The organism is Micromonospora sp. NPDC049204 (assembly GCF_040647935.1).
In the GTDB taxonomy this organism is placed as follows: domain Bacteria; phylum Actinomycetota; class Actinomycetes; order Mycobacteriales; family Micromonosporaceae; genus Micromonospora.
The window spans coordinates 87,141-109,027 of sequence record NZ_JBEZDC010000008.1; the positions used below are offsets into that span (position 1 = coordinate 87,141).

The following is a 21,887-nucleotide window of genomic DNA, read 5'->3' on the forward strand; positions in this document are numbered from 1 at the left end:
TGTCGTACAGCGACGGTACGGTCACTCCTGGCAGTTTGTTGTGGTGGAGGGAGCTTGCTCGTGGTCAAGCGCAGCAGCCGATCTCGGCGCAGGGAACCGATTCGCCGGCCGATTCCAGCAACACGACTGTCCGCCTCGGCGGACAGGGTCACCGACCTGACCGGGCAGCGCCTGGTCGACGGCTGGCCGGTGACCGAGCAGGTGCGAGTGCGGCTGGCCCGCGGCGCGGATATGGCCGCAGTGCGTCGGCTCACCGCGCTGGCCGGTGTCCGTCTCGAGGACGAGGTCGCCGACGACGTGGACGCCGGTATCGGCGGGGCGGCGTTGCGGGCCGGCTTGGACGGCGGTCCGGACATGTTCATGCGATACATGGCCGAGAAGTTCACCGGCCCGCAGGCCATGGATCCGAGGAGGCTGTTGCCGCCGGCGACGCTGGTGCTGGTGGCCGAGCACGACCAGCGCGGCGTTGTCGGAGCGGTGGTCGCATACCCGCCGGGTGGTGTGCTCCAGCAGCTGGTCGAGCATCAACGGCAGGCAGGGTTGGGCAGTCAGCAGCTGTTCCAGCTGGTGATGGCCGGAGTGATGTGGATGGTGCGGATCAAGGCGATCGCGGTCGACGAAACGATGCGCGGTCGCGGGATCGGCAGTGCGTTGCTACACCGCTGCCAGCAGATTTACGCCCACTGCGGCTACATGATCACGTATGGGCAGATGGCCGACAGCCCGGAGCTGGAGCGGTTCTACCGCAGCCACGGCTTCGACGTGCTGGAGCGTGACAGCGGGTTCGACCCGTGGGTGGTCCTCGGGGTTCACGCCGAGATCCGCCCCGACCCGGGTGAACGCACGTTCGTCCGGCATCAGAAGACCAGCGCGAATCGGCGGCCCGGTCGGGTGCCAGCACCACGACACAGCAGCAGGACGCCGTTCGACCCGGGCACCCTGACCCTGCATGACGATCACCTGCCGGCACTGCTGACGCAGGGCTCTGGCGAGTTGCTCGCCATCCAGTTCCTGCCCCTGCTCTGGATCAAGATGGCCGAGGGGCAGCGCGCCAACGCGTGCATCGACGCGTGTACGCAGCTGCGGTACGCCTACCAACAGTTCGGGATTGCCGCCGAAATCCTGCCGGTCGGTGTGGTGATCCACGACCCGGACGGCGGTCGTACCCGGTACGCGACCGACGAGCCGAGCTGGTACGACGACACCACCCTGGTCGGGCACACCATCCTGCTACTGCCCGAACACGACAGACTGGTGGATCCGACCATCGAGCAGGTACCGGAGGTCCGGGCACTGCGACAAGGTCCGGTCATCGGGCGGCTCCCTGAGCCGAACCGGCAGGCGCTGCGTGACGGCGAGACCAGCTTCGCCGTCCAACGCGCTGACCTGCTCATCGAGTACCAGCCGGTCCGGCCCGAGCATCGGGATAGGCTGCTGAGCGGGCCGCTGCTGGCCCGAAACGACGTCCAGTATCGGCGCGGCGCCGTCAACCTAGCCGCGATGGCCGTACAGGCGTTCCGCGATGCAGGAGCCGCCGATCGCATCCGGCAGACCACCGCCTTCCCCCGCCTAACGGCGCTGCTCGATGCCATCGGCGACGCTCCGATCGGCGTCGACGAAACCACCAGCGATGTGCTGATTCATCTGCCCGGGGGGCCCGTCCGGCTCGACCAAGTCCCGGTCCCCCGCTTGCCGTAGGGAATGACGGTAGTCCACGACTGCGGAATGCCTTCACCGCTCGGTTGGCGGCTATGGGACGCGGATCGGGCATCGTCGCATCGACTATTCGCGCCGCGTGGACGATTCGCGCAGCCACGAGCGTACTGGGAGTGACAGTGGTGCCGAACTTACGCGGCTTGTACCGTGGCCGACCTCAGTTCCCGCTGATGATCGTCGGTTATGGTCGATTCGACCACGCCCACGTTCCCGCCAGCCTGCGGAAGCAACTGATGGAACTAGCCGCCAGCGACACTGCCCATTGGGGTCTGCTTTTCGTGCTCGACGCCCGAAGGCACCGTTGGACCCTCTTCTCCCCCGACGCCGAGTACGCGGCGCTGTTCGCACCCGCCGCCCACACCCTGAACCTCGACGTCGACGTCTTCACGACGAAGTTCCCCTGCTGGAGCAGCGGATGGCGGATCACCTAACTAGGGCACCTGCGTTCGCCCGGGGATCGCCTCGGGCTCTAACCGGCGTCAGCGACAGCGTCGCCCACACGTGGCCTGACCCGGCGGCTCACAGCGTCCGATGTCGGCGGTCGCCATGCCCGGCGTCATCGCCGCGCGACCTGCGCTACGACCTCGCCCTGCGGGCTGATGATGTTCGTCGGCCCGTAGCCGATCCGGTCCGCGCCACGCTCACCGATGACGTCAGCTGACACCAGCCACATGCCGCTCTCCCGGGCCCGGGCGGCGCGGATCGGGGCGTGCCGGTCCTTCCACCGCAGGGCGGAGGCGCGGCGCATCATGTTCTGCGCTGGGACGAGGAGCAGTTGCGCGCCCTGCGCCGCCACCGCCGCGGCCGCAGCAGGTACCCGTGTGTCAGAGCAGATGTTGATGCCGAACCGCACGCCATTAACCTCGAAGGTTGGGTAGTCCTGACCTGGAGTAAAGAGCGATTCTCCCGGCATGAGGTGGGTTTTGCGGTAGACGCCGAGGAGCGCACCGCCGGCCACGACGACCGCTGAGTTGAAGTACTGGCCCGCCCGTCGTTCGATGACACCGAGGACAAGGGCATGGCAACGGGCGGCGTCTTGTCCCACGAGTAGGGCCGCGCGGTGATGTCGCCGGCTGCCCTGGCGGAATACGATCGCAGGGCGACTTAATGGGTGGGGCACCGAGGGTAAAGGGTGCGCCTACAGCCTCGGGTACGCGTCAAGTGGTAGCCGGTGGTTCGCCCCGGTCCTGACGCCAACATGACGAGGATGCTGCGGATGCTCGGGCACGCTATCGGTGGCCCTCACGCCGGACGTGTACACAGACTCTTCGAGGATGACCTGGACCAGATGGCCGGAGGCTCGCGCCGCCGAGGACCGAGGACGTCGTCGCAGCTCGCATCGACGGTGACGCCACCGTCAAGCAGTACCGCACCCGCGACGCTCACTCGAACTCATTGGACGCGCCTACGCCGTCCGTGCACTGCTGCTGGGTGTGACCGTTGGCTCGACGACAGCGCTGTACCTCCTCGCCCAGCCGAGGGGTGAGAGTTAGCGAGCCTCATCCATTGGCTGGCTCGGCAGGCCGATAGCCCAGTTGCCTCACGACACAATGGATCGGCGGCGACGATTGCGCAGCCATCGCGTTGAGAAGCCCGCCCCGAGCCCGCAGCCGGGCAGAGAGCAGCGCTGCTCGCACGGGGGAACGAGCAGCGCCGTCCCGTTGACGGTACTCCAAACCCGACTTCACTGCCGCCTCAGCGGCTCATGAAGGACAAAGTTCGACGGCGACCCGGTTGGGATATCAAGCGGGAACAAAACCCCTCGGCTGGCAAGCGACAGTGCAGGCCCAACGCGACGAGCAGGCCAGAGCAAGCGTTACGGCCGTCAGGACCCGACGTCCTACTGAAAATCCTGCCTCTCGCCACGGGCACTCGGAGAGCGACAGTACGCGAAGGTAAATGCTTGCGACCCTCCCTTTGGTACTGTATGATTAGAGCACAGGCACCGGACAGCAGCCCGGGGTTTGTGGCCAACAAGCTCACCACGAGGGAGACACGTCAAGATGGAGACCAAGACCGAACTGGTGCGGCCGGAAGCGCTCGGCCTGGATCAGGCGATCGGCATCCTGGACCGCCCTGAGCCGGAGGGAAGCTCCGATTCCCAGGGCAGCACGCAGACCGAGGACAGCCCCGAGTCGGGCAGTTCCCAGACGGACGACCCGGAGCGTCCTGTTCGCCCGCACCTGGTGTGGGCTGACCCTCGGGAGCTGCGGATTCCTACCCACCAGATCCGCAAGGATCTGGGCGACCTGACCGAGTTGCGCGATGGCATCGCAGAGAGCGGCGTCCTTCAGGCGTTGCTCGGGGTTCCGGGCGGGGACGGCATCATCTACATCACGCAGGGGCAGCGTCGTCGGGCCGCCGCCATCGAAGCCATCGAGCTGGGTTCGCCCATGGCGATGGAAGTGCCGGTGCTGGTGCACGACGCGATGGCCGGGCTGACCGCCGAGCAGATCGCCTCGATGTTGCAGGAGAACCTGCACCGTAAGGCGCTTACGGCCAGTGAAGAGGCTGACGGCTTCAAGCAGCTCACCCTGGAAGGGTGGACCACCGAGCAGATCGTGAAGCGGACCGGACGAAAGAAGGCTCTCGTCGAAGGATCACTGACGCTCGCTAAGCAGGGAGCGCAGATCCAGAGCGCGGTCGACAACGGCGACCTGACGCTGGAAGATGCCGCAGAGATTGCCGCGTTCGATGGTGACAAGGCCGCGCTCGATCGGATCCTCAAGAAGAGCGGCAGCGCGTGGGGACTGCGTCACCAGATCGCCAACGAGAAGCGCAAGCGTCGGGTCGCAGAAATCGCCAAGACGCTGCGCGCGGAGCTGGACAAGGCCGGCGTCGTTGTCGTCGGCAAGCCGAAGGGCTTCCCGCACAGCAGCCGCGAGGCAGCCATCAAGGACCTGCGCGGCCCCGAGGGCGAATCATTGAAGGACACCGAGGTTCGCAACAAGCCCGGCTTCGCCGCGTTCATCGACACCTCCGGGCACGATGCTGCGGTTGTGGTGATCTGCCTCAACCCCGACGCGCACGGTTTCCAGCGGAGCGGCGTGTACAACACGTACGTCTCCCCCGCCGACGTGGCACGAAAGGAGAGCGAGGCTGCCAAGGCCACGGCCTTCCTCGTGGCGTTGCAGACCGCAGGTGAACTGCGCCGCAGGTTCGTGGTCGAGACGTACGGCAACGCCAAGGCCGCCAAGGCGCTGTACGTCTACGCTCTTCGCGCTGCGTTGACGAATCCGACGCTGATCAACGGGGCGCGGGACGATCACGAGCTGCTGACTGGGCTGGTCGGTATCGATCCGGACAAGATCGACGTCAACGACGCGGGCGAGGCACGACTGATCCGCCTCTTGGTCGGTCGCTGGGTCGCCGCCAACGAGGGCAACCTGAGCGACTTCCACGCGGCCCGGTACCGCTTCCGACGCGATGTGGCACTGAGCTGGCTCAACCGGCTCGTTGATGCCGGCTACGGCCTGTCGGATGCCGAGAGTGAACTACGCGACCTGCTGACGCCGAAGCCCACCGATCAGGCCGACAGCGACATCAAGGAAGGCGAGGACGAGGACGCCGGGGAAGACGGCGACGAGGAAGACGAGGATGACGAGGATGACGCCACGCCGCGCCTGCATCTCGTGCCCAATGGCGAGCAGGCGGAAAGCCCGGCTGAGGACGACCTGACGACGGTGCCCGCCCGATCCCTGCCCGACGTGACCGTCCAGCACCAGAGGTCCGACGATCAGTCGATCGAGCCGGCAGCTCAGGACCGCGCCGCCGCATGACGAAGGTGAGGGTGCCCGGCTGGTCCGGGCGCCCTCACCGGCTCGCCCTCACGCTTCACCACGCCTGATCAGTCGCCGTGGCGGCGGACCGTCACCTTACGTGAGGAACACCATCGTGGCCGCCAACACTCGTTCAACGCACCCGCAATCCGACGCCAACGAAGCAGTGACCGGGGCCATCGCTGACGCCCGGCTCCGACTGGAGCGATCGTCGGGCCGATACGCCCACGACTTGCGCGAACTCGCCGCTCATCTCATCAGCGCGCACCTACCCAGCGCGCGCACCGCCCTGCTGTCGAAGGGGCATATGCCGATCACCTTCGACGCAGTCATCGCTCTCGTCGCCGTCCGCGACGCCGACGACACCCTGCTCTGGTACGACGAGGCCACCGGCTACCGCCACCATCCCGACGCCCATGCGTTGGGCGTCGCGCCCGCCTGGCACCACGGGATCAAGGAAATCGAGAACTGTCTCACCGGGGCGTACGACGCGGCACCGTGGCGCTTCCCCACCAGCCAGGACGACCACAATCTCGTCGGCATGGAGACACTGTTGGAGCTGGAACTGATGGGGCCCTCAGTACCCGCGCCCGTCCCGCCGATGCCAGACCCGGCCCTGGAACCAGGCGTCGGACCCGCGCGTTCGCTGGTAGTGCAGCGCAATGGCCACGCCGAGCACGCCTCATCGATCTCCGGCGAGGACTCCGTCACTTTGCTCCTGGACGGGCATCCCGTCATCGGGATCGACCTCGATGGACTCGGGTTGTGGCGCGGTGACGAGGAGTGGGAACGACTTCACCTCGATGGCACCGTCACCGAGCGGTACATCAGGGTCGACCTGACCGAGGACGAGTTCCACGGCCTGTCGCGCCTGCTGTCCATCGACCGATCCTGGTTCGGCAGGTGGAGAGGACAGGACCCCGGGGAGCGGCGAACCATCATCCTCGACAACAGCCCGTCATCCTGCCGCAGCGAGGCCGGCCTGGACCTGGTCATCGCCTACTTCCGGAGCCTGGGTTTGCGATACGAGGAATCGCGGATCGTCTTTTACCCAGCTCGTCGACGCCGGCAGCCCGCTTCAATCACACCCGCTCACCAGCCGGCAACCGATAAATGATCATTAACTCGCCCGCGAACGCTTCGCGGATCACCTGTTCAAGCCCCCGATCATCCACCGCGAGCACCCACCATCCCAAGCGAGGCAACCAATGCCCCAGGCCTTCCCGGCACGCGACGCCGAAGTGCTCGTGTTCGACCGCGATCCGGACAGCGACGACGCCAGCGACAGGTATGTCCTGAAGTTCGCCGGCATCTCGGTCCTAGTCCGCCTGCGCGCGACCCCGGCAAACCCGAAGGACCGGCCCCCAGCTGTACGTGCACATCGAGAACGAGGGGCGCGGGCCGACCGAACTCGCCGTCGAGGTCGACAACGGCGGCGACGACATTTACCAGATCTAGCGCCTCAACGGCAGCAACCCGAGCGCCACATCGTCGCGCAGGGCGAACCCGCCTACCGACCTCTGCCTGGCCGCCCACGGAAGGACCCTGACCCACGCGGCCCATTGCCCGTTTCAAACACGCAGCTGTCCCCGGCAGGCGGTCACATTGCGTCAGCCGGATCCACCCGCGCGCCTCGGGTCTACGAACCATCACCGCTGGCAAGTCGGCGCTGAGCTCTGGCGTCGAGGGCCTCTTCTATAGCGACGTCGACCAGCCCGGCTGGCCGGCGCCGCAACCTCGCCGACGTGGCACCCACCCCGCCCCGCGCAGCCGCTCGGGGCGGGCAGGGCAGCCGATCGCCGTCAGCGACCAGGCTGACGAATAGACAGACGGCCGGATCGGATCCGAGCCGGCCGGTGACCGGAACGTCCCACGTCGTGACGGTCGGCCAGGCCCATGCCGCAGCGCTCCCGCTCAACGCCGAGCGATCACCGCCCAGTCGAGAGGCCGGGATCCCCCGCGCTCACCGGCGGAGCAACCGAGCAGCGCCGCCAACAGCATCGGAACCACGAGGGGCAGGCCACCGCCGGGTGACTCGCCCTTCATGGGTCGACGTCAACATCGTCAGGCAGCAATCAAATCGGACCAACGGGCGGGGTGGTCGGCCCCGCCACCAACCCAGCAGGAGAGCCATGACACCCGCATCGGACACCCACGGCAGCAGGAGAGCGCCGAGGTGCACCGCTGTTACACTCGGCACCAATCTCACGCCGAGCACTCGCTCGTTGTCGAGGTTGTTGGTTGGCGGCCGGGGTGCTGCTGGCACCCGTCCGCGGGTGCATATCCCCGGCCGCCGCACACTCTGGCCCCCCACCCGAGCAGGAACAGACGTGAGAATTCGGGTTGTCGACGGACGCCGGATGACCGACCGCGCCGGCGCAGCCGAGTTCACCGGTCGCAGCGAGCACACCATCACGATCCAGACCAGCCCACAGCGCCGCGCCGACGGATCCGGCTGGCCCGCCCCAGTCAAAGGTCCCGACGGCGTCCTGTTGTATCCCCTCGACGAACTGGCCGCCACGATCGAAGGCATCGCCGAAGCCGCTCGGGCGCGCGTCCATTCGATCACGCTCGACGGCAACCCCGACGAGATGATCTCCGCCGTCGAGTTTCGTGCACTCATCGACGCCACGGCCGGCCCCTGGTCCAAGTATGTGGACATGAGCAAAGGAGCCTGGGAGCGCGGCGAGGACGGGTACTTGCCCCGTCCTGACCTTGAAGAGCCTGCTCGGACGCGCGGCGTCACCCGCTTTTGGACGCGCCGGCGGGTCGAGAAGTGGATCAACAGCCGTCCCGGCCGCAGTGCCGGGGCGGGCCCGCGTGTGCGTACCGAGGAGACCGGCCCGACTGCGGCCAAGTACCGCCTCGTGGTAGCCGCGATCCGGCAGGACATCTCCGAGGGCACCTTCACCTCAGGGCATCGCCTACCCTCCATGAACGCGCTGAGCACCCAGTACGGCGTCAGCATGAGCACCATCCAACGCGCGATCGCCGAGCTCCGTAGCGAGGGCGTCCTGACTCGAGGCAGCGACGGCATCACCGTGGCGTAGCACGACCATCCTGCGACGGAGAGCCGCTGCAGGGCTTGCGAACCCTGGGATACTCGAACGATGCGCCGCATCTACCATCCTGACCACACTGCGGACATCCGGCTCCTCCTGCGCAAGCTCGTTATCGGCGGTGTCGTCGGTCTTGTCCTCGTCAGCATCTTTGCGGTGTTCCCGATGTATGTTCTCGACGACAGCAGCGAAGCAGCGGCAGAATCTAACCTCATCGTCTGGGTCGTTCGCCTCACCTGGATCTTCATCGCACTGCTATCCGTCGTCTCGATGTTGAGCCTGGCCTCAGCAGGAATCGGTTGGATTGCATATCGGAGGCGCCGGGCGCTTGCGGTAACTACGGTTCAGAAGGGTATTAGGGTTCTAGAATTTCAGGGATTAGTGGTCGGTGTCCCCGGTCGAGGCGTGTACGTCCGCGAAGATATCAAGCCCTAACCCCCTTGGGGGCAGTAAGACACTCGCCTCAGCGGACACCTTCGGGCAAATCAGGGTCGAAAGTAGTTAGCGCCTGAGCGTGTGGCAGAATATCTACGTACCTTGGGGACGGTAGAGGCTCCTTCGCCCCTTCCTCATTCTCCTGGTCACCAATCCAGTGAAGATCCCCCATCTCAGCGTCGTGGGCATTAGGAACTAGCTGATACCCATGGGGCCAAGAATGTTGATCAAAGCCATCTATAACGGCCCGAGCACCTAGCAGGTAGGGAACCTCTCCCCTCAATCGATCGAATTGCGCGCTTGCCTTAAATACAGTACGGCGAAATGTCAGAAACCAGCTTACATCGATTCGATCAAAGCGCACAGCGCCAGAGAATGTCGCGTCGCTAAACGAGCCACTAAGGCGTGCAAAAGTAAAGTCCGAAAACCCATCGAATGTAGCCTCTGCAAAATTTGCTGTTCCGGACGTAGCGAGTCCCGTAAAAGTCGAAGAGCCAACGAAGTGTGCTCCACGGAAGTTCAGATCTCGGAAGACACAATATGCTAGCGACAGATCCACAAGGACAGACCTGGCCAAGTCAAGGTTCAACTCCCCCCAGTAGCTATCCGGGGGTTGTCTATAATCGGCTGTCCCGATGTGCAAATGGAAGGGGTGCTCGAAGTGAAGATTTAATATGTCTTGGGCGGCCATCCGCACTTGTAGTTCTTGATAACGCTCCACCTGATCAGAAGCCGCGTTAGGCAAAAGTTCAGGCCAACCTGCTGGCACCTCAAACGGCATTCGCAGGTAGGCGCATATCAGGTTGACGATCGTCTGCCTATGTTCGGGATTACCCTGGCCCATACGCTCCAAGGCGTAGAGAGCGGCCATACGCACAGGTGCTTTTTCAGAGCCCAATTGTTCGGCCGCTTTGGTATAAAGCTCTGTTACTCGGCGTTCCGCCGCATCATGCTTCGTATCTTCCGCCGTTCGGTTCTTGTGCTCCTGATCAGTGTGGTCAACACGTTCTTTCACGTACTGCCGGCGCAACGCCACGAAGAGTGCGATGAGGCCGCCAGCACCGGCACCAACGGCGAGAATGTTCCGGATAACGTCAACCCGAAGTTGGGCCGCTCGGACTGCTAGGTCCGGCGAGTTCGTAAATCTCGCCGGAACCTGAGCGGCATTCCACATAAACCACGCAGCGACACCTGTTATCGCAAGAGCGAAAACAGCAAGAACTAGCAAAGTCGCAAGGTGGATAGGTTTGTAGGTGCGAGGCTTTGAGATTTTCTCGGGCTTGGCTTTGCGCTCAGACCACTTCTTCCACAGGAAGCCGACAAGCTTGATCCGCTTATACCACCTTGGACGTTCGGGCATCCCTGGATTATCTCGCACGGTCGCAACATCGGCGTTCCCCCGTTCGGACATTGTACGACGAAGGCAGAACCCGCTACTCCCCTAGACTCGCTATTGTGCACATCCCCAGAATTGTGGTTACGGGGTCGGTCCCGTCTGCTGGGTAGCAGTCCTCCGAGATACCGACGGTTTCGAACTTGAGGCGTATCTCTTCCGGAGTGAGCACAGCTTCCGGCGCGATGCGCTCTTTGCAGGCGACGATTCGATCCCAGTGCGTCAGACCTTCGTCGCTGTTGTTGACGTGTGGTTCGTAAAGAACCATGTCTAGACCTTCTGTTATGTCGGCTAGACCGTACTCAGTGACACGAATGCTGGCCGTATCTGTCGGGAAGCGACGATGATTGAACTTGGCAACGCCTAGGTTGTTGACAATCTCCTTCACTACTTCGATGTTGCCATTCAGCTTGGCGGACAAGACGCTAACGATCATGGTCTGTACACCCAATAGTTGATAATCTTGCTGGTGGTATTCGTGTCCCACCCGCACGCGCCGCCCACGCCACCGCCCTCGGCGACAAGCCCCGCCCCCCGGTCTCCAGCGGCGCCAGCCTGCTGGAGTTCGAGGTCGCGCTGCACGTCCCCCAGCCCTAGCCACCTCCCCGCCGACCTCTCGGACACGGACGAGCCCAACACCGGCCCGCAGACACGGACCGCCCGGGACGGTGAGGTGCGCCAAGGGGAGGCCCCCCGCGGCTTTGACAGTCTCTTCGTGTGCCGAGGATGCCGCCTAGAGCCGAATCGCACCGGGCCGGATGTCTCCGTTGATAGCGTTGAGGCGGCCTGAGCGGTAGCTGGCCACCAGTCGCCCTAGCTGCCATTCCACGCCGTTCGCTCAGGGCGCGTCCCAAGGTCCGGGGGGCTTCTGGCCATGTTCGACGGCTTCGAGGAATTCGACATCGACACGCCCGGCGCGACGATCCACGGACGTCGCGGCGGAAGCGGGCCGCCCGTTCTGCTGCTGCACGGCATCCCCGAGACGCATCTCATGTGGCACCAGGTCGCGCCACGGCTCGCCGAGAACTACACAGTCGTCGCCACCGACCTGCGGGGGTGGGGCGACAGCGGTAAGCCGCCGAGCACCGCAGATCACGAGCCGTACGGCATGCGGGCCATCGCCCGCGACCAGGTCGAGGTGATGCGCGCTCTGGGCTACGAGCAGTTCCGACTCGTCGGCCACGATCGTGGGGCGCGTTGCGCGTACCGTCTCGCGCTGGACGCACCGGACGCGGTCACCCGGCTGGCCGTCATGGACGTGGTGCCCATCGGCGACGTCTACAACCGCGCCGACAAAACGTTCAGCCTCTCCTACTGGGTCTGGTCCTTCCTGGCGGCACCAGCGCCGGTGCCCGAGGAATTCATCAAGGCGGTGCCCGCGGTGCTCGTCGACTTCATGCTCGACACCTGGCCGAAGGTGAAGGACGCCTTCCCGGCCGAGGTACGGGCGGCGTACGTCAAACAGTTCAGCGACCCCGCCACGGTGCACGCGATCTGCGAGGAGTTCCGCGCCGCCGCGACGCTGGACTACCAGCAGGACGAGGCGGACCGAGGCAAACGGAAGATCGCCTGCCCGGTGCTGTTCCTCTGGAGCTAGGAGGGCCAGGTCGCGAAGCTCTACGACGACCCGCTCGCGATCTGGCGGGAATGGGCCGACGACGTACGCGGCGAACCGGTCCCGGTCGGGCACTTCATCCCGGAGGAAGCCCCCGACGAGACCACCCGCCAGCTCCTGGCCTTCCTGAGCTGACGCCGGCCCGACCCGCCGGCGCCTCCCTCGCTTGATCCACCCGGGTTCAGCGAAACCGGGTGTCCGGGTCGCGGCCGGAGGGACGACTACGCCGGGGGGCGACGGCGGTCGGCGGACGCGCGGCCACCGACCGGCGGTCGGGATCCGGCGGGCGGTCGGGATCCGGCGGGCGCTGGCGATTTGGCGGGCGCTGGGCATCCGGCGGGCCGTCGGAGCCCGGCCAACCGTCGTCCAGGGACAGCCGAGCGTCATCGGGCGGCGAGGCGGGGCGGCCAGCGAACGGCGGGCGTGAACCGGCCGGCGGCGGCGTGGGGCGGAAGATCGTCATGGCGGGCTCAGCGACGCGTCACGGCTCGGGGCCGGCGCAACGCCATCACGGCGAGGATCAGCCCGGTGATGGTCAGTGCCGCGCCGCCGGGCAGCAGCAGCTTGCCGGTCATCCCGCCGCTGCTCCCACCGAAGCCGGTTGCCGGACCACGGCTGGGCTGGACGGGGATCTTCTTGACCACCTGAAGCATGGTCGAAGCGGTCTCGCCGTCCCGGCACTCCAACTTGACCCGGTAGTTGCCGGGGCGGGTGCGCTCGCGCACCATCGGCGCGGCGGTGAGCACTCCGCCCTGCGGCTGCACGCCGACCGCCCCGAAGGCGTCGGAGACCACGGTGGCGCCCACCGAGTTGTCCCGACAACACGCCCGGATGCCGACCAGATAGCCAGGCTGCACCGTGCTGGGGCTCACCTCGACGAAGATGTCCACCACCGGCGTCGGTGAGGCCCCCCCGGCTGCGGCGCGACCGCGACGGCAACAGCCCGCTCGGGCACGACGAGACCGGCGACGGCAGGCTGAGGGGCAGCGAGAGCGACGGCGGCAGGCTGAGGGGCAGCGAGAGCGACGGCGGCAGGCTGAGGCGCGGCGAGGGCGGGCGCGGCGGCCAGCAGGGGGCCGGCGAACACGGTCACCAGCGACAGGCTCACGACGCCGCGGGTCAGTGTCACGATGCCCCCTCTCGACGCCGTGCGGCCGGGTCGGGTAGTGGAGCACCCGACCTGCCGTACCAGTTGGATTTGGACGCCGCCGGGGCCGAAGCCATTGGTGAAGTCAGGGCGCGCCTGGCCTACCTGCCCACCGACGACGATCCGAAGTCGTGATCGACACTGCCCCGGTCGTCGACAAACTCCGTCGGTGGCACGGCCTGGCGGTCCTCGACAGCTACGTAAATACGTCGCGACGGGCGGCGTCTGATGAACCTCGAATCGGCGACGGATGACTCCGAAGAATCACGGTCCGCGCGCCTCAGCCACCACCGGGGCCGATCGGCCGCGCGCCGTACCCCCACTGGAGCCGAACAGCGCGCTGTCGCCGCACAACAAGCGGCGCGTCGGTCCACAAGCGCCTCCGGCGGGGGCGCTCGGGCTCCGGGTGATCGACCGAAAGTTGCAGGTTCACGCGGGGAGGGACTGTCGTCCCGCCCGCCATCGACCCAAGGCAAGCCGAGTAGGTCAGGGGCAGGGCGACAAGGTCGTTCGTCCGGTCGGGCGCTCCACCTTGTCACCCTGCCCCTGACCTACTCCACAGGTGTTGGGTCGACGGCAGACGGGACGACAGTCGGACGTAGGTGCGAAGCCCCAGCGCAGCAGCGTCGCACCGCCGCCAGCCCAAAAAGCACCTTGGCCATCCTCATTCTCAAATCCCGACTAATAATGTATGATTATAGCGTCACTCCAAACGACCCGCGCTCACACGAGAAGGAAAGGCCACGTCACATGGACGTCAACATTGACCGCGATCCTTACATCCGATGGGACGACACCTGGCAGAAGAACATGACCCGCTGCATCGCCTGCGGGCTTGAATGGTTCTTCCACATTCCCGAACGCCGCTGGCCGCACCTGTGCGTGGACTGCGCCGACGCCGCAGGCCGCCACCCGGACAACCTCCTGCACTCAGCCGCAATCGCCTACGACCAGGGCCCCCGCCAGGTTCACGCCGACGCCGCCGCGGTCTACCGCGACCCGAGCACCGGCCGGCAGGGTTTCTGCGTCACCGACGGCATCGGCGACGACTACGAGCCGGCCACCGCGGCCTACACGGCCGCATGGTCGGCGGCGGCTGCCGCCGCGACGGGCGGAGCCGCCGCCGGGCTGCACACCGCACGCACCATCTGGCACCGCCACTACGACCACGCCCCGGCAGGCCAGGAGGGCAACGCGCTTGCCGTCGTCGCCGCGCCGATTGACACCGCCAACGGCGGCGGCTTCGACATCGCCTGGTGCGGAGACGCCCGCGCGTACGCCTACGAGGCCGCCACGCTGACGCAGATCACCACCGACCACACCGAAGCGCAGCACATGCGCGACACCGGCATGCCCGCCCAGTGGATCGGCCCGCGCGCGGAGAACACCGTCCGCGCCTCGGTCGGACGGGGCGACATCGCCAGCGTCCGCATCCTCGACCCGGTCGGCCGACTGCTGCTGTGCAGCGACGGCGTGCACCGTCAACTCTCCCCCGACGCGATGACGCGAATTCTGCGCGTGCACGAGAGCCCCCGCAACGCCGCCACCCGCCTCATACGGGCAGCGCGCCAGGCCGGCAGCACCGACAACGCGACCGCCCTCGTGATCGACCTACCCGCGAGCGCGAACAGCCGCTACCACCGTCCCAATGCCGACTCGCACTAAACGCCCTTATACTGTATGATTATAGATGTGAGGGAGGGGACGGCAGCCCCCAACCACACAACCAACAACCCCACAACGAAAGGCACCCACCAGTCATGACGACCCTCGCACTGCCGGACGTCAACCAGAAGTTCGCCGACGAGCGCATCGCGCAGATCAACCGGGCCACCGACAAGCAGGCCGGCATCGACCGCCAGGTCGCCGACGGCAAGCTGCGCAACCTCGGCAACGGCCGCTACCAGGTCACCGACCCCGATAGCTGGGACGACGGCGAAGTCCTGGTCATGAACCAGGGCGAGTTGCTGCCCGAACACGGCCTGGACGTCACGACCGGACAGGTCGCGCTCTACACCACCACGCCCGCGTGGCACCAGCTCGGCAACGTCATCCCCGGCGGCACGACCGACATCGACGACGTGCTCACCCTCGGCGGCATCAACTTCAACGTCAGCCGCCGCCCCGTGCTCTACCAGGCCAACCCCACCGACCAGCCCCGCATCGTGCCGGACCAGTTCGTCAACATCCGCGAAGACACCAATGCCGCCCTGGGCGTGGTCGGAGCCCGCTACGAGGTACTTCAGAACCGTCAGAACTTCGAGTTTCTTCAGGACCTCGTGAACGACTACGCCGTGACGTGGGAGTCCGCCGGAGCGGTGCGCGAGGGCCGTAAGGTCTTCGTCTCCATGCGCCTGCCGCAGGCCGTCATCATCGATGCCGAAGGCGTCAAAGACGAGATCCTGCCGTTCATCGTCGCACTCAACAGCCACGACGGGTCAAGCCTGTTCCAGGTCGTCGTCACCCCGTGGCGTCCCGTCTGCGGCAACACCGAACGATTCGCCGTCCGTGACGCCGTCACCCGCTGGGGTGTGCGCCACACCCGCAACGCCCGCGACCGTATCGAAGAGGCCCGCCGCACCCTGCGCCTGTCGGTCGAATACTTCGACAGTTTCGCCGCCGAAGAGGAAGCCCTCGCCCGCACCAATCTCGCCATCGACCAGTTCCACGAGGTGATCGGCGACCTGTGGGCCACCCCCGACGAGGACGCGCCCGTCCGCACCCGCAACAAGCACGCCAAGCGGGTGGAGCTCCTGACGGACCTCTACGACACCAACGCCGCCCGCCTGGGCCGCACCGCATACGCCGCCGAGCGCGCCATCACCGAGTTCGCCGACTGGAAGACCACCATCCGGCCCACCGGATCCCTGCGCGGCAACAACCTCGCCGCCCGCGCGACCGCCGTCATGGAGGGCAGCGCCGACGAGCTGAAGAGCAAGGCGCACCGCCGCTTGCTCACCCTCACCCACCGCTGACCCCACCGGGGGCGGGCACCGAGCATTCGGCGCCCGCCCCTCGCGGCCCGAGACCGGGTCGGCGCGCATCGAGCACGCCGACCCGGGCTGCCGCGCCGCACCTCACGGCCGCACCCCACGCGCAGGAGGGACCATGCAGAAACCCATCGGACTGCCCCACGGCGTACGCCTACCCCGCACCTTCACCGAAGCCGACGCCCGCGACGTCTTCATCGCCTTCGCTCGCGCCTATGGCTGGACCGGCTACCTGATCGGCCGCGCCGAAGCGCAGGCCCGGATCAGCCCTCTCAGCCTCACCGACGCCGAATGGCAACGCCTGCGCGCCAGCGAGGACTGGAGCCGCGTCAACGCCACAGCACGGCGCGCCATCGACCACGCCGACGCCATTGGACACGCCCTGCGACAGGCCGGATTCGGCTGCACCACCTGCACCTCAATCGTCACCGGCCCGCCCGCAGCAACCTGGCGACGGTGCCCGCGCTGCCTCGCAGCCACCACCCTGACCGAGTTGCAACACCAACCCTGCCCCGCCGCCGACCCGCCCGCCGCCCACACCTGGGACGGCGGACGATGCAGCGCCTGCACCATGCCCGCCCCGACGCCCCGCCTCACCGCCGTACCCGACGCCGCCTAACCACGGGGGACACCGGCGGTTGCCGGTGTCCCCCGGCCCAACGCCCAGCGGCCCGAACAGCAGGAGACCCGATGCCCAGCCAGCCATACCAACCCACCTCCGGCGTCCTGGACGACCTCACCCACGCCCTACCGCTCATCGGCCGGCACCTAACCGCACCCGTTGTCATCGGCACCGGCGACCAGGCCGCGCCCGTCGTCGCCATCACCGGACCACACACCACGATCACCGTCGAGCGCGGCCCCGAAACCAGCCACCGAATCACCATCGACATCCACACACAGCGCGCCGCCTGACCGCCACCGAAGCTCTCGCCGTTCACCTGCCCGATCTACCGCCACGGCGACCCCGACTCCCACAAGCACCGGACGGCCGGGGCACTCGCAGCGCCTGTCATCCATCCGGGCTGGCTGCCACCCGCGTGCGCGGTCGCCCCCCTCGCGCCTCAAGGCCGGTGCAGGGCCAAGGCATTGCAGGAGCGGCCTACGGCCGCGCTGCCCAACCCTGCACGGCCGCCGGCTGCGCCGGCGACCAACCCGCCACCACCGACACAACGCCTCGCCGCTAATCGGCCTGGCACAGCTAACAACCACCGCACCCGCACGCAGTAACAGTCGGCGGCCTCCGCCGCTGAGCCTTCAGGCAACCCGTTTGGGTCCTCGGTTCGTGGTGGTGGCGACCGTTGCTCCCGCGAGCACCGGACGGTCCGGACGCTCGCTACGCTCGCCCCGAGTCCGGCCCGCCCTGCCGACTCCGCGCCCAGTCACCCTCGCGCCTCAAGGCCGGCGCAGGGCCAAGACATTGCCGGAGCGGCCTACGGCCGCGCTGCCCTACCCCTTTTCGGCCGCCGGCTGCGCCGGGATTATCGGTGTCGAACGTCGGAAGTAAAATCCGCCGCGGGCTCAGAAAACATCATGCACAAACCGCATGATCTTTTCCTCGAAACCCCCGCGTCGGATTTGACTGCCGCCGCCCGACACCTGGGCGAGCAAGCTCGCCCCCGGCGGCCGAAAAAGGGGTTGGGCCGTGACGTGACGAACACGCAGGACTGATCGCGGCCGGCACGGTCCGCCGGGTGATCTTGACGAAAACCAATCGCAGAGAAACGGCTCCCAGATAGACAGCTCAACCCTTAATGCTGTATGATTATAGATGTGAGGGAGGGGACGGCAGCCCCCAACCACACAACCAACAACCCCACAACGAAAGGCAGCACGATGGGTGAATTGCCCGCCACCTACGAACAGGCCGACCGCGTCGAATCGCTCACCCGAGTCGTTCGCGCCCGCCACCTCGCGCACCTGCGCCTCACCACCGAGGCGATGCGCGGCATCCTCCCCATCGAGGACAACCAGGAGCGCAACCGCCGCATCGTCATCGTTTTCCTGCACCTGGTTCTCAGCAAGACCCACCCGGTTAGCCCCGACTGCGCCAACCAGATCATCACCGCCGCCGCTTACGAGCTGAACGGCATCGACTGGGCGGCCACCGAATACACGGTTCGGTGGACCGAATACGGCCGGTTCTACCTCGACACGAGGGGCGGAAACACGGAACAGTCCCGCTCCGTCAACCTCACCGCCGACTCGGTCGACATCGAGCGGTACCCGAACGTCTACCTCGCCCCGGTGACCAAGGGCTGACACGCAACCGCCAGCGGCGGCCGGAGAGATTCCGCGCCCCGGCCGCCGCTGGCGACGCCTGCCACATTCCCTCACGCGTCCGGCCATTTTTCGCCGACGACGCGCCCAGGTGCCCTCACCGGAAGGCCCCGCCATGCTCGTTTACACCCTCGCCACGTTCAATGTCGCCCTGACCCTCGCTGTGCTTTTGCTCGCGCACCGTCAGCGCCGCGCCCTGACCACGCTTCACACCCGTTTGACCATCGCCGAATACCGCGCCAGCCACGACGACCTCACCGGGCTACTGAACCGCCGCGCCATCCTGGCGCACCTGCAAACCCAGCTCGACGCCGGCCGCCCGGTCACCATCGCCGTACTCGACTTCGACGACTTCAAAGCCATCAACGACAGCCACGGCCACGACGCCGGAGACAAAGCGCTCATCGAAGCCGCCCGCCAGCTCAAAGCACTACCCGTGATCGCTGGTCGTCTCGGTGGCGATGAATTCCTGATGGTGACCACGGCCGACCCCCGCACCGGGTCCGCTCACGCAGTCGCCGCGCAAGCCGCGATAGCGAGCGCCTGCATCGACGCTACCGGCCGCACCGTCCGGCTGGCCGTGACCGCAGGCGTGGCCCACGCCCCCGCCGGCATCAGCCTCCCGGAACTCCTGCGCTGCGCCGACCGCGCGATGTACGCAGCCAAGCGCACCGGCGAACCACTCCAGACGCACCACGACGAGATCCCCGACGTGCCGGCCCCTGGCCCCCAGCGCCACCGCCGCACCTACCGCCGCTAACCCACGCCGGGCCGGTGGCCGGGCAACCCCCACCCGACCACCGGCCCCACCCCTAAAGGAGTTCGGATGACCGCGCTCACCGCGCCGACGATGAAGCTACGCACCCTGCCCACCACAGACCGGCGGCGCGACGTTTACACCCTGCTCGACGGCGCGACCCGCACCGTCTCCGTCGCGCTGACCCTGCTCGACCTGTGCGACCACGTCCCGGCATGGCCAGCCGGCCCCGAAGCGACGGCCTACCCGCCGCGCACGGTCCGAGCCGCCGCCGTCCAAATCGCCCAACACGCACGCCACGACCGATGCGACCGATGCGTCAACCGTCACCACCAGATGCGCGCCGCCGCCCGACTCGCCGAACTCTGGTTGGACCTATGGCGTGCGTGCATCCGTTACATCACCCAGCCCCAGCGCTTCCCGTTCCACCGCACGCAACGCGCCGCCGCATGGCTGGCCGACTACGTCGCATGGGTCTTCACCGGGCGACCGCACTACCTCCTAGGCCAGCCCGCCTAGCCCCGGTGCCCGGCCGGCATCCCGCCGGCCGGGCACCGCACGCGAGACGGCGTCGACGCGCATCGAGCACGCCGCCGCCGGCTACCGCTCCCGCCCCTCACCCTGCGCGCCCCAGACAGAACTCATCGCCGAGCCGCCCGGAAGGCCCAATGAATCCGCACATCCGCCACCCCCGCGACCCACGCCAATCCGTCTGTGGCATACCCGCCGCAGACGTACAGCGATGGGAGACCGAGCACCCGCCACGCAGCTACTACACCTGCGAGGACTGCTACACCCTGCTACCCGAGGCCAGCCGACCCGATGACGCCACCCACCCAACCGGCGACGCCACGCTCATCGACACCCTGCGCCAGATCGTCGCCAACCGCCAACACGCCAAGATCAACGGCGTGATCGTCGACATCTGGTCGGCCAGCGTCACCGTCCTCATCTGGGACAACATCCGCGACGACAAACGGCAACGACTTCTCACCCTGCCATCACACGAACTGATCCTTCGTTGCGTCGCCATCTACACCCGAGTCAACGCGAAGGCCAACAAGCCATGACCGGCGACCGGCCACGACAGCGGTTCATTTTCGGACCATGGGTGTTCGACATCAACGCCGCTCTAGCGCTGATCGCAGCAGCCCCCCGCGCGCCCCAACCCCTCAACGTCACCGCCTGGGCGAACGCGTACGGCCTGCGCCACCTCGACAACCCGAACCCCTGGGCAACCAACCTCATCGGGCCGACAAACAACAGCCTCAACCGGGCCTACGCCATGACCACCGACCTCACCACACCAGTGATCGTCTGTCAGATCCCCATCACCGAACAGCAGCCCGCCCCGCTGCTGATCGACGGCACACACCGGCTCTACCGCGCATGGCGCGAACAGGTGCCGCAACTCCCCACCTACCTGCTCAGCCCAGCAGAAACACAACAGATCAAGACGGCGCGCTAACCCCGCCGCATCCCGCAGCACACACCATCGCACCACACGGAAGGCACCCGGTATGAGGCTGACCCGCCCCGAACTCGTCACCATCGCCCACGCCTGCGACGACTGGGCACCCAACTACTGCAACAGCCCAGTCGCAGGCGGAAAGAACGAAGCCATCCGCCACATCGCAGACAGCCACCTCGAAGCGCTGACCAACAAATACGGCCGCCCCAGAGTTTGGGCCGCTGTAACCGCTCACCTTGACGCCCACCCCGACACACTCACCGCGCCGCGCACCACCGGCGCCGAACGCGCAAACCGCGAGGCAGAACGCAACGCGCGCGCCGACGCCTACCTACGCGCCGCCCTGCACCACCACCAGGCCGGCGAGCCCTACGAAGCGCTCGCGCTCATCGACCGCGCGGAACTGGCCTCGCCCACCTTCAAGGATTTCACCCGGTACCGCCGCGCCGTGCACAACAATCTGCCGCCCCTACCCCCAACCGACCTCACCGGAACCGACCTACGCCACCGCGCCACGCTGCCGCTGGTCGACCCGCACCCCGGGCCGCCCGTCAAGTTCCACGGCAGCCAGACCCGGGGATGGGTCTACCCCGGCCATTTGGTCATCCAAGGAAACTGGCCCGCCGCCATCCCCGAGCACTGCACGGCCACCGACGACGAACTCATGGAATGGATCGCCGACGGAACGGTTCTCGTCTGCACCGGCTGCGGACTCGACTGGACCTAACCACGGTGCCCGCAACGCTGGCCGGTCCGGGCTAGACCCGGACCGGCCAGCACCACCACCTCAGGACGGCGCACCGCCTGAGACATCACCAGCGGAAGCCGGCCCGGCATTCCCGGGCACCGGGACAGCCGTCCGCCGACGACGAGGCACCACCTCGCCCAACTCAGCGATCCGGGCGCGCACCGCCGCTCCATCCGCGCCACGCCGAAACGCCCGCACCCGCGCCACGTCCACCCCGGTCAAGTCCGCCGCCAGGCTGTCATCGCGCAGCACCGTCGCCAGGACCACCACGGCCAACCCGTGTTCCGCCGCAGCCGTCGCGACTTCCTGATCCAGCCGCGCGACGACCTCACGCCGACGCTGCTCCGCATCCTGCACCGTTCCGGCAGCCTGCTCGACCGCCCGCACCGCGCGCAGCTCTAATTCCTGCCGCCGCCGCAGCGCCAAGGTCGCATCATTCCCCGTTTTACTCGCCATTCCCCGACCGTAGCGACCACCCCCGGCAGCTCACCAGATCA

Annotated in this window: 21 protein-coding genes and 1 pseudogene; 17 read left to right on the forward strand and 5 right to left on the reverse strand. The window is 67.1% G+C overall.

Annotated elements, in window-relative coordinates; genetic code table 11:
* Positions 1–60 precede the first annotated feature (60 nt).
* Positions 61–1,698, forward strand: coding sequence for a GNAT family N-acetyltransferase (locus tag AB0A90_RS17320; protein ID WP_357248277.1), 1,638 nt, complete (start codon positions 61–63; stop codon positions 1,696–1,698).
* 188 nt (positions 1,699–1,886) lie between these two features.
* On the forward strand, positions 1,887–2,147 hold the full coding sequence (locus tag AB0A90_RS17325; protein WP_357248279.1) for a hypothetical protein: 261 nt from the start codon (positions 1,887–1,889) through the stop codon (positions 2,145–2,147).
* A 125-nt stretch (positions 2,148–2,272) separates the two neighbouring features.
* On the opposite strand, the gene AB0A90_RS17330 is transcribed toward AB0A90_RS17325, so the two are convergent.
* Positions 2,273–2,836, reverse strand: a complete 564-nt coding sequence (locus tag AB0A90_RS17330; protein ID WP_357248282.1) for a carbon-nitrogen hydrolase family protein — start codon at positions 2,834–2,836, stop codon at positions 2,273–2,275.
* 883 nt (positions 2,837–3,719) lie between these two features.
* Between AB0A90_RS17330 and AB0A90_RS17335 the strand changes: the two genes are divergently transcribed.
* The 4 genes from AB0A90_RS17335 to AB0A90_RS17350 all read left to right on the forward strand — a co-directional run bounded on the left by AB0A90_RS17335 (position 3,720) and on the right by AB0A90_RS17350 (position 8,989).
* Positions 3,720–5,495, forward strand: a complete 1,776-nt coding sequence (locus AB0A90_RS17335) for a ParB N-terminal domain-containing protein (protein WP_357248286.1) — start codon at positions 3,720–3,722, stop codon at positions 5,493–5,495.
* A gap of 100 nt (positions 5,496–5,595) precedes the next feature.
* A complete protein-coding gene (locus AB0A90_RS17340; RefSeq protein ID WP_357248289.1) occupies positions 5,596–6,612 on the forward strand; it encodes a hypothetical protein in 1,017 nt (338 codons plus the stop codon).
* Between the two features lie 1,243 nt (positions 6,613–7,855).
* Positions 7,856–8,545, forward strand: a complete 690-nt coding sequence (locus AB0A90_RS17345) for a winged helix-turn-helix domain-containing protein (RefSeq protein WP_357248292.1) — start codon at positions 7,856–7,858, stop codon at positions 8,543–8,545.
* A 60-nt stretch (positions 8,546–8,605) separates the two neighbouring features.
* A complete protein-coding gene (locus AB0A90_RS17350; protein WP_357248295.1) occupies positions 8,606–8,989 on the forward strand; it encodes a hypothetical protein in 384 nt (127 codons plus the stop codon).
* A 28-nt stretch (positions 8,990–9,017) separates the two neighbouring features.
* On the opposite strand, the gene AB0A90_RS17355 is transcribed toward AB0A90_RS17350, so the two are convergent.
* Both AB0A90_RS17355 and AB0A90_RS17360 read right to left on the reverse strand, forming a co-directional pair.
* Entirely contained in the window at positions 9,018–10,349 is a 1,332-nt protein-coding gene (locus AB0A90_RS17355; RefSeq protein ID WP_357248298.1) for a pentapeptide repeat-containing protein, read from the reverse strand.
* Between the two features lie 73 nt (positions 10,350–10,422).
* The gene (locus AB0A90_RS17360; protein ID WP_357248301.1) at positions 10,423–10,869 is read right to left on the reverse strand and encodes a hypothetical protein; all 447 of its coding nucleotides are present in this window, start codon (positions 10,867–10,869) and stop codon (positions 10,423–10,425) included.
* A gap of 387 nt (positions 10,870–11,256) precedes the next feature.
* Here AB0A90_RS17360 and AB0A90_RS17365 point away from each other — a divergent pair, with 387 nt between their 5' ends.
* Complete coding sequence (locus AB0A90_RS17365; protein ID WP_357248304.1) at positions 11,257–11,979, forward strand: alpha/beta hydrolase; 723 nt, start codon at positions 11,257–11,259, stop codon at positions 11,977–11,979.
* Between the two features lie 488 nt (positions 11,980–12,467).
* Here AB0A90_RS17365 and AB0A90_RS17370 read toward each other — a convergent pair.
* Positions 12,468–13,129, reverse strand: a pseudogene (locus AB0A90_RS17370) (hypothetical protein).
* Between the two features lie 669 nt (positions 13,130–13,798).
* Here AB0A90_RS17370 and AB0A90_RS17375 point away from each other — a divergent pair.
* The 10 genes from AB0A90_RS17375 (at position 13,799) to AB0A90_RS17420 (ending at position 21,369) form a co-directional block, all read left to right on the forward strand.
* Positions 13,799–14,809 (forward strand): hypothetical protein, encoded by a 1,011-nt coding sequence (locus AB0A90_RS17375; RefSeq protein ID WP_357248308.1) that lies wholly within the window; start codon positions 13,799–13,801, stop codon positions 14,807–14,809.
* A 95-nt stretch (positions 14,810–14,904) separates the two neighbouring features.
* Entirely contained in the window at positions 14,905–16,119 is a 1,215-nt protein-coding gene (locus AB0A90_RS17380; RefSeq protein ID WP_357248311.1) for a DUF932 domain-containing protein, read from the forward strand.
* Between the two features lie 133 nt (positions 16,120–16,252).
* Entirely contained in the window at positions 16,253–16,753 is a 501-nt protein-coding gene (locus AB0A90_RS17385; RefSeq protein ID WP_357248314.1) for a hypothetical protein, read from the forward strand.
* Between the two features lie 71 nt (positions 16,754–16,824).
* Entirely contained in the window at positions 16,825–17,049 is a 225-nt protein-coding gene (locus AB0A90_RS17390) for a hypothetical protein (RefSeq protein WP_357248316.1), read from the forward strand.
* A 921-nt stretch (positions 17,050–17,970) separates the two neighbouring features.
* A complete protein-coding gene (locus AB0A90_RS17395) occupies positions 17,971–18,396 on the forward strand; it encodes a hypothetical protein (RefSeq protein WP_357248319.1) in 426 nt (141 codons plus the stop codon).
* 133 nt (positions 18,397–18,529) lie between these two features.
* Complete coding sequence (locus AB0A90_RS17400; RefSeq protein ID WP_357248322.1) at positions 18,530–19,174, forward strand: GGDEF domain-containing protein; 645 nt, start codon at positions 18,530–18,532, stop codon at positions 19,172–19,174.
* 66 nt (positions 19,175–19,240) lie between these two features.
* Positions 19,241–19,690, forward strand: a complete 450-nt coding sequence (locus AB0A90_RS17405; protein ID WP_357248325.1) for a hypothetical protein — start codon at positions 19,241–19,243, stop codon at positions 19,688–19,690.
* Between the two features lie 149 nt (positions 19,691–19,839).
* Complete coding sequence (locus AB0A90_RS17410; RefSeq protein WP_357248328.1) at positions 19,840–20,241, forward strand: hypothetical protein; 402 nt, start codon at positions 19,840–19,842, stop codon at positions 20,239–20,241.
* Between the two features lie 41 nt (positions 20,242–20,282).
* A complete protein-coding gene (locus AB0A90_RS17415; RefSeq protein ID WP_357248331.1) occupies positions 20,283–20,639 on the forward strand; it encodes a hypothetical protein in 357 nt (118 codons plus the stop codon).
* A 52-nt stretch (positions 20,640–20,691) separates the two neighbouring features.
* A complete protein-coding gene (locus tag AB0A90_RS17420) occupies positions 20,692–21,369 on the forward strand; it encodes a hypothetical protein (protein ID WP_357248333.1) in 678 nt (225 codons plus the stop codon).
* 60 nt (positions 21,370–21,429) lie between these two features.
* Here AB0A90_RS17420 and AB0A90_RS17425 read toward each other — a convergent pair whose 3' ends face one another.
* Positions 21,430–21,846 carry a hypothetical protein gene (locus tag AB0A90_RS17425; protein ID WP_357248336.1) on the reverse strand — a complete coding sequence of 139 codons (417 nt, stop codon included), beginning with the start codon at positions 21,844–21,846 and terminating at the stop codon, positions 21,430–21,432.
* Positions 21,847–21,887 lie beyond the last annotated feature (41 nt).

Bases quoted from the DNA above. Each gene is read 5' to 3' on its own strand.
- AB0A90_RS17325 (WP_357248279.1), top strand. From the start codon at position 1,887: ATGATCGTCGGTTATGGTCGATTCGACCACGCCCACGTTCCCGCCAGC.
- AB0A90_RS17335 (WP_357248286.1), top strand. From the start codon at position 3,720: ATGGAGACCAAGACCGAACTGGTGCGGCCGGAAGCGCTCGGCCTGGAT.
- AB0A90_RS17345 (WP_357248292.1), top strand. From the start codon at position 7,856: ATGACCGACCGCGCCGGCGCAGCCGAGTTCACCGGTCGCAGCGAGCAC.
- AB0A90_RS17350 (WP_357248295.1), top strand. From the start codon at position 8,606: ATGCGCCGCATCTACCATCCTGACCACACTGCGGACATCCGGCTCCTC.
- AB0A90_RS17355 (WP_357248298.1), bottom strand. From the start codon at position 10,349: ATGCCCGAACGTCCAAGGTGGTATAAGCGGATCAAGCTTGTCGGCTTC.
- AB0A90_RS17365 (WP_357248304.1), top strand. From the start codon at position 11,257: ATGTTCGACGGCTTCGAGGAATTCGACATCGACACGCCCGGCGCGACG.
- AB0A90_RS17380 (WP_357248311.1), top strand. From the start codon at position 14,905: ATGACGACCCTCGCACTGCCGGACGTCAACCAGAAGTTCGCCGACGAG.
- AB0A90_RS17385 (WP_357248314.1), top strand. From the start codon at position 16,253: ATGCAGAAACCCATCGGACTGCCCCACGGCGTACGCCTACCCCGCACC.
- AB0A90_RS17390 (WP_357248316.1), top strand. From the start codon at position 16,825: ATGCCCAGCCAGCCATACCAACCCACCTCCGGCGTCCTGGACGACCTC.
- AB0A90_RS17395 (WP_357248319.1), top strand. From the start codon at position 17,971: ATGGGTGAATTGCCCGCCACCTACGAACAGGCCGACCGCGTCGAATCG.
- AB0A90_RS17400 (WP_357248322.1), top strand. From the start codon at position 18,530: ATGCTCGTTTACACCCTCGCCACGTTCAATGTCGCCCTGACCCTCGCT.
- AB0A90_RS17405 (WP_357248325.1), top strand. From the start codon at position 19,241: ATGACCGCGCTCACCGCGCCGACGATGAAGCTACGCACCCTGCCCACC.
- AB0A90_RS17410 (WP_357248328.1), top strand. From the start codon at position 19,840: ATGAATCCGCACATCCGCCACCCCCGCGACCCACGCCAATCCGTCTGT.
- AB0A90_RS17420 (WP_357248333.1), top strand. From the start codon at position 20,692: ATGAGGCTGACCCGCCCCGAACTCGTCACCATCGCCCACGCCTGCGAC.
- AB0A90_RS17425 (WP_357248336.1), bottom strand. From the start codon at position 21,846: ATGGCGAGTAAAACGGGGAATGATGCGACCTTGGCGCTGCGGCGGCGG.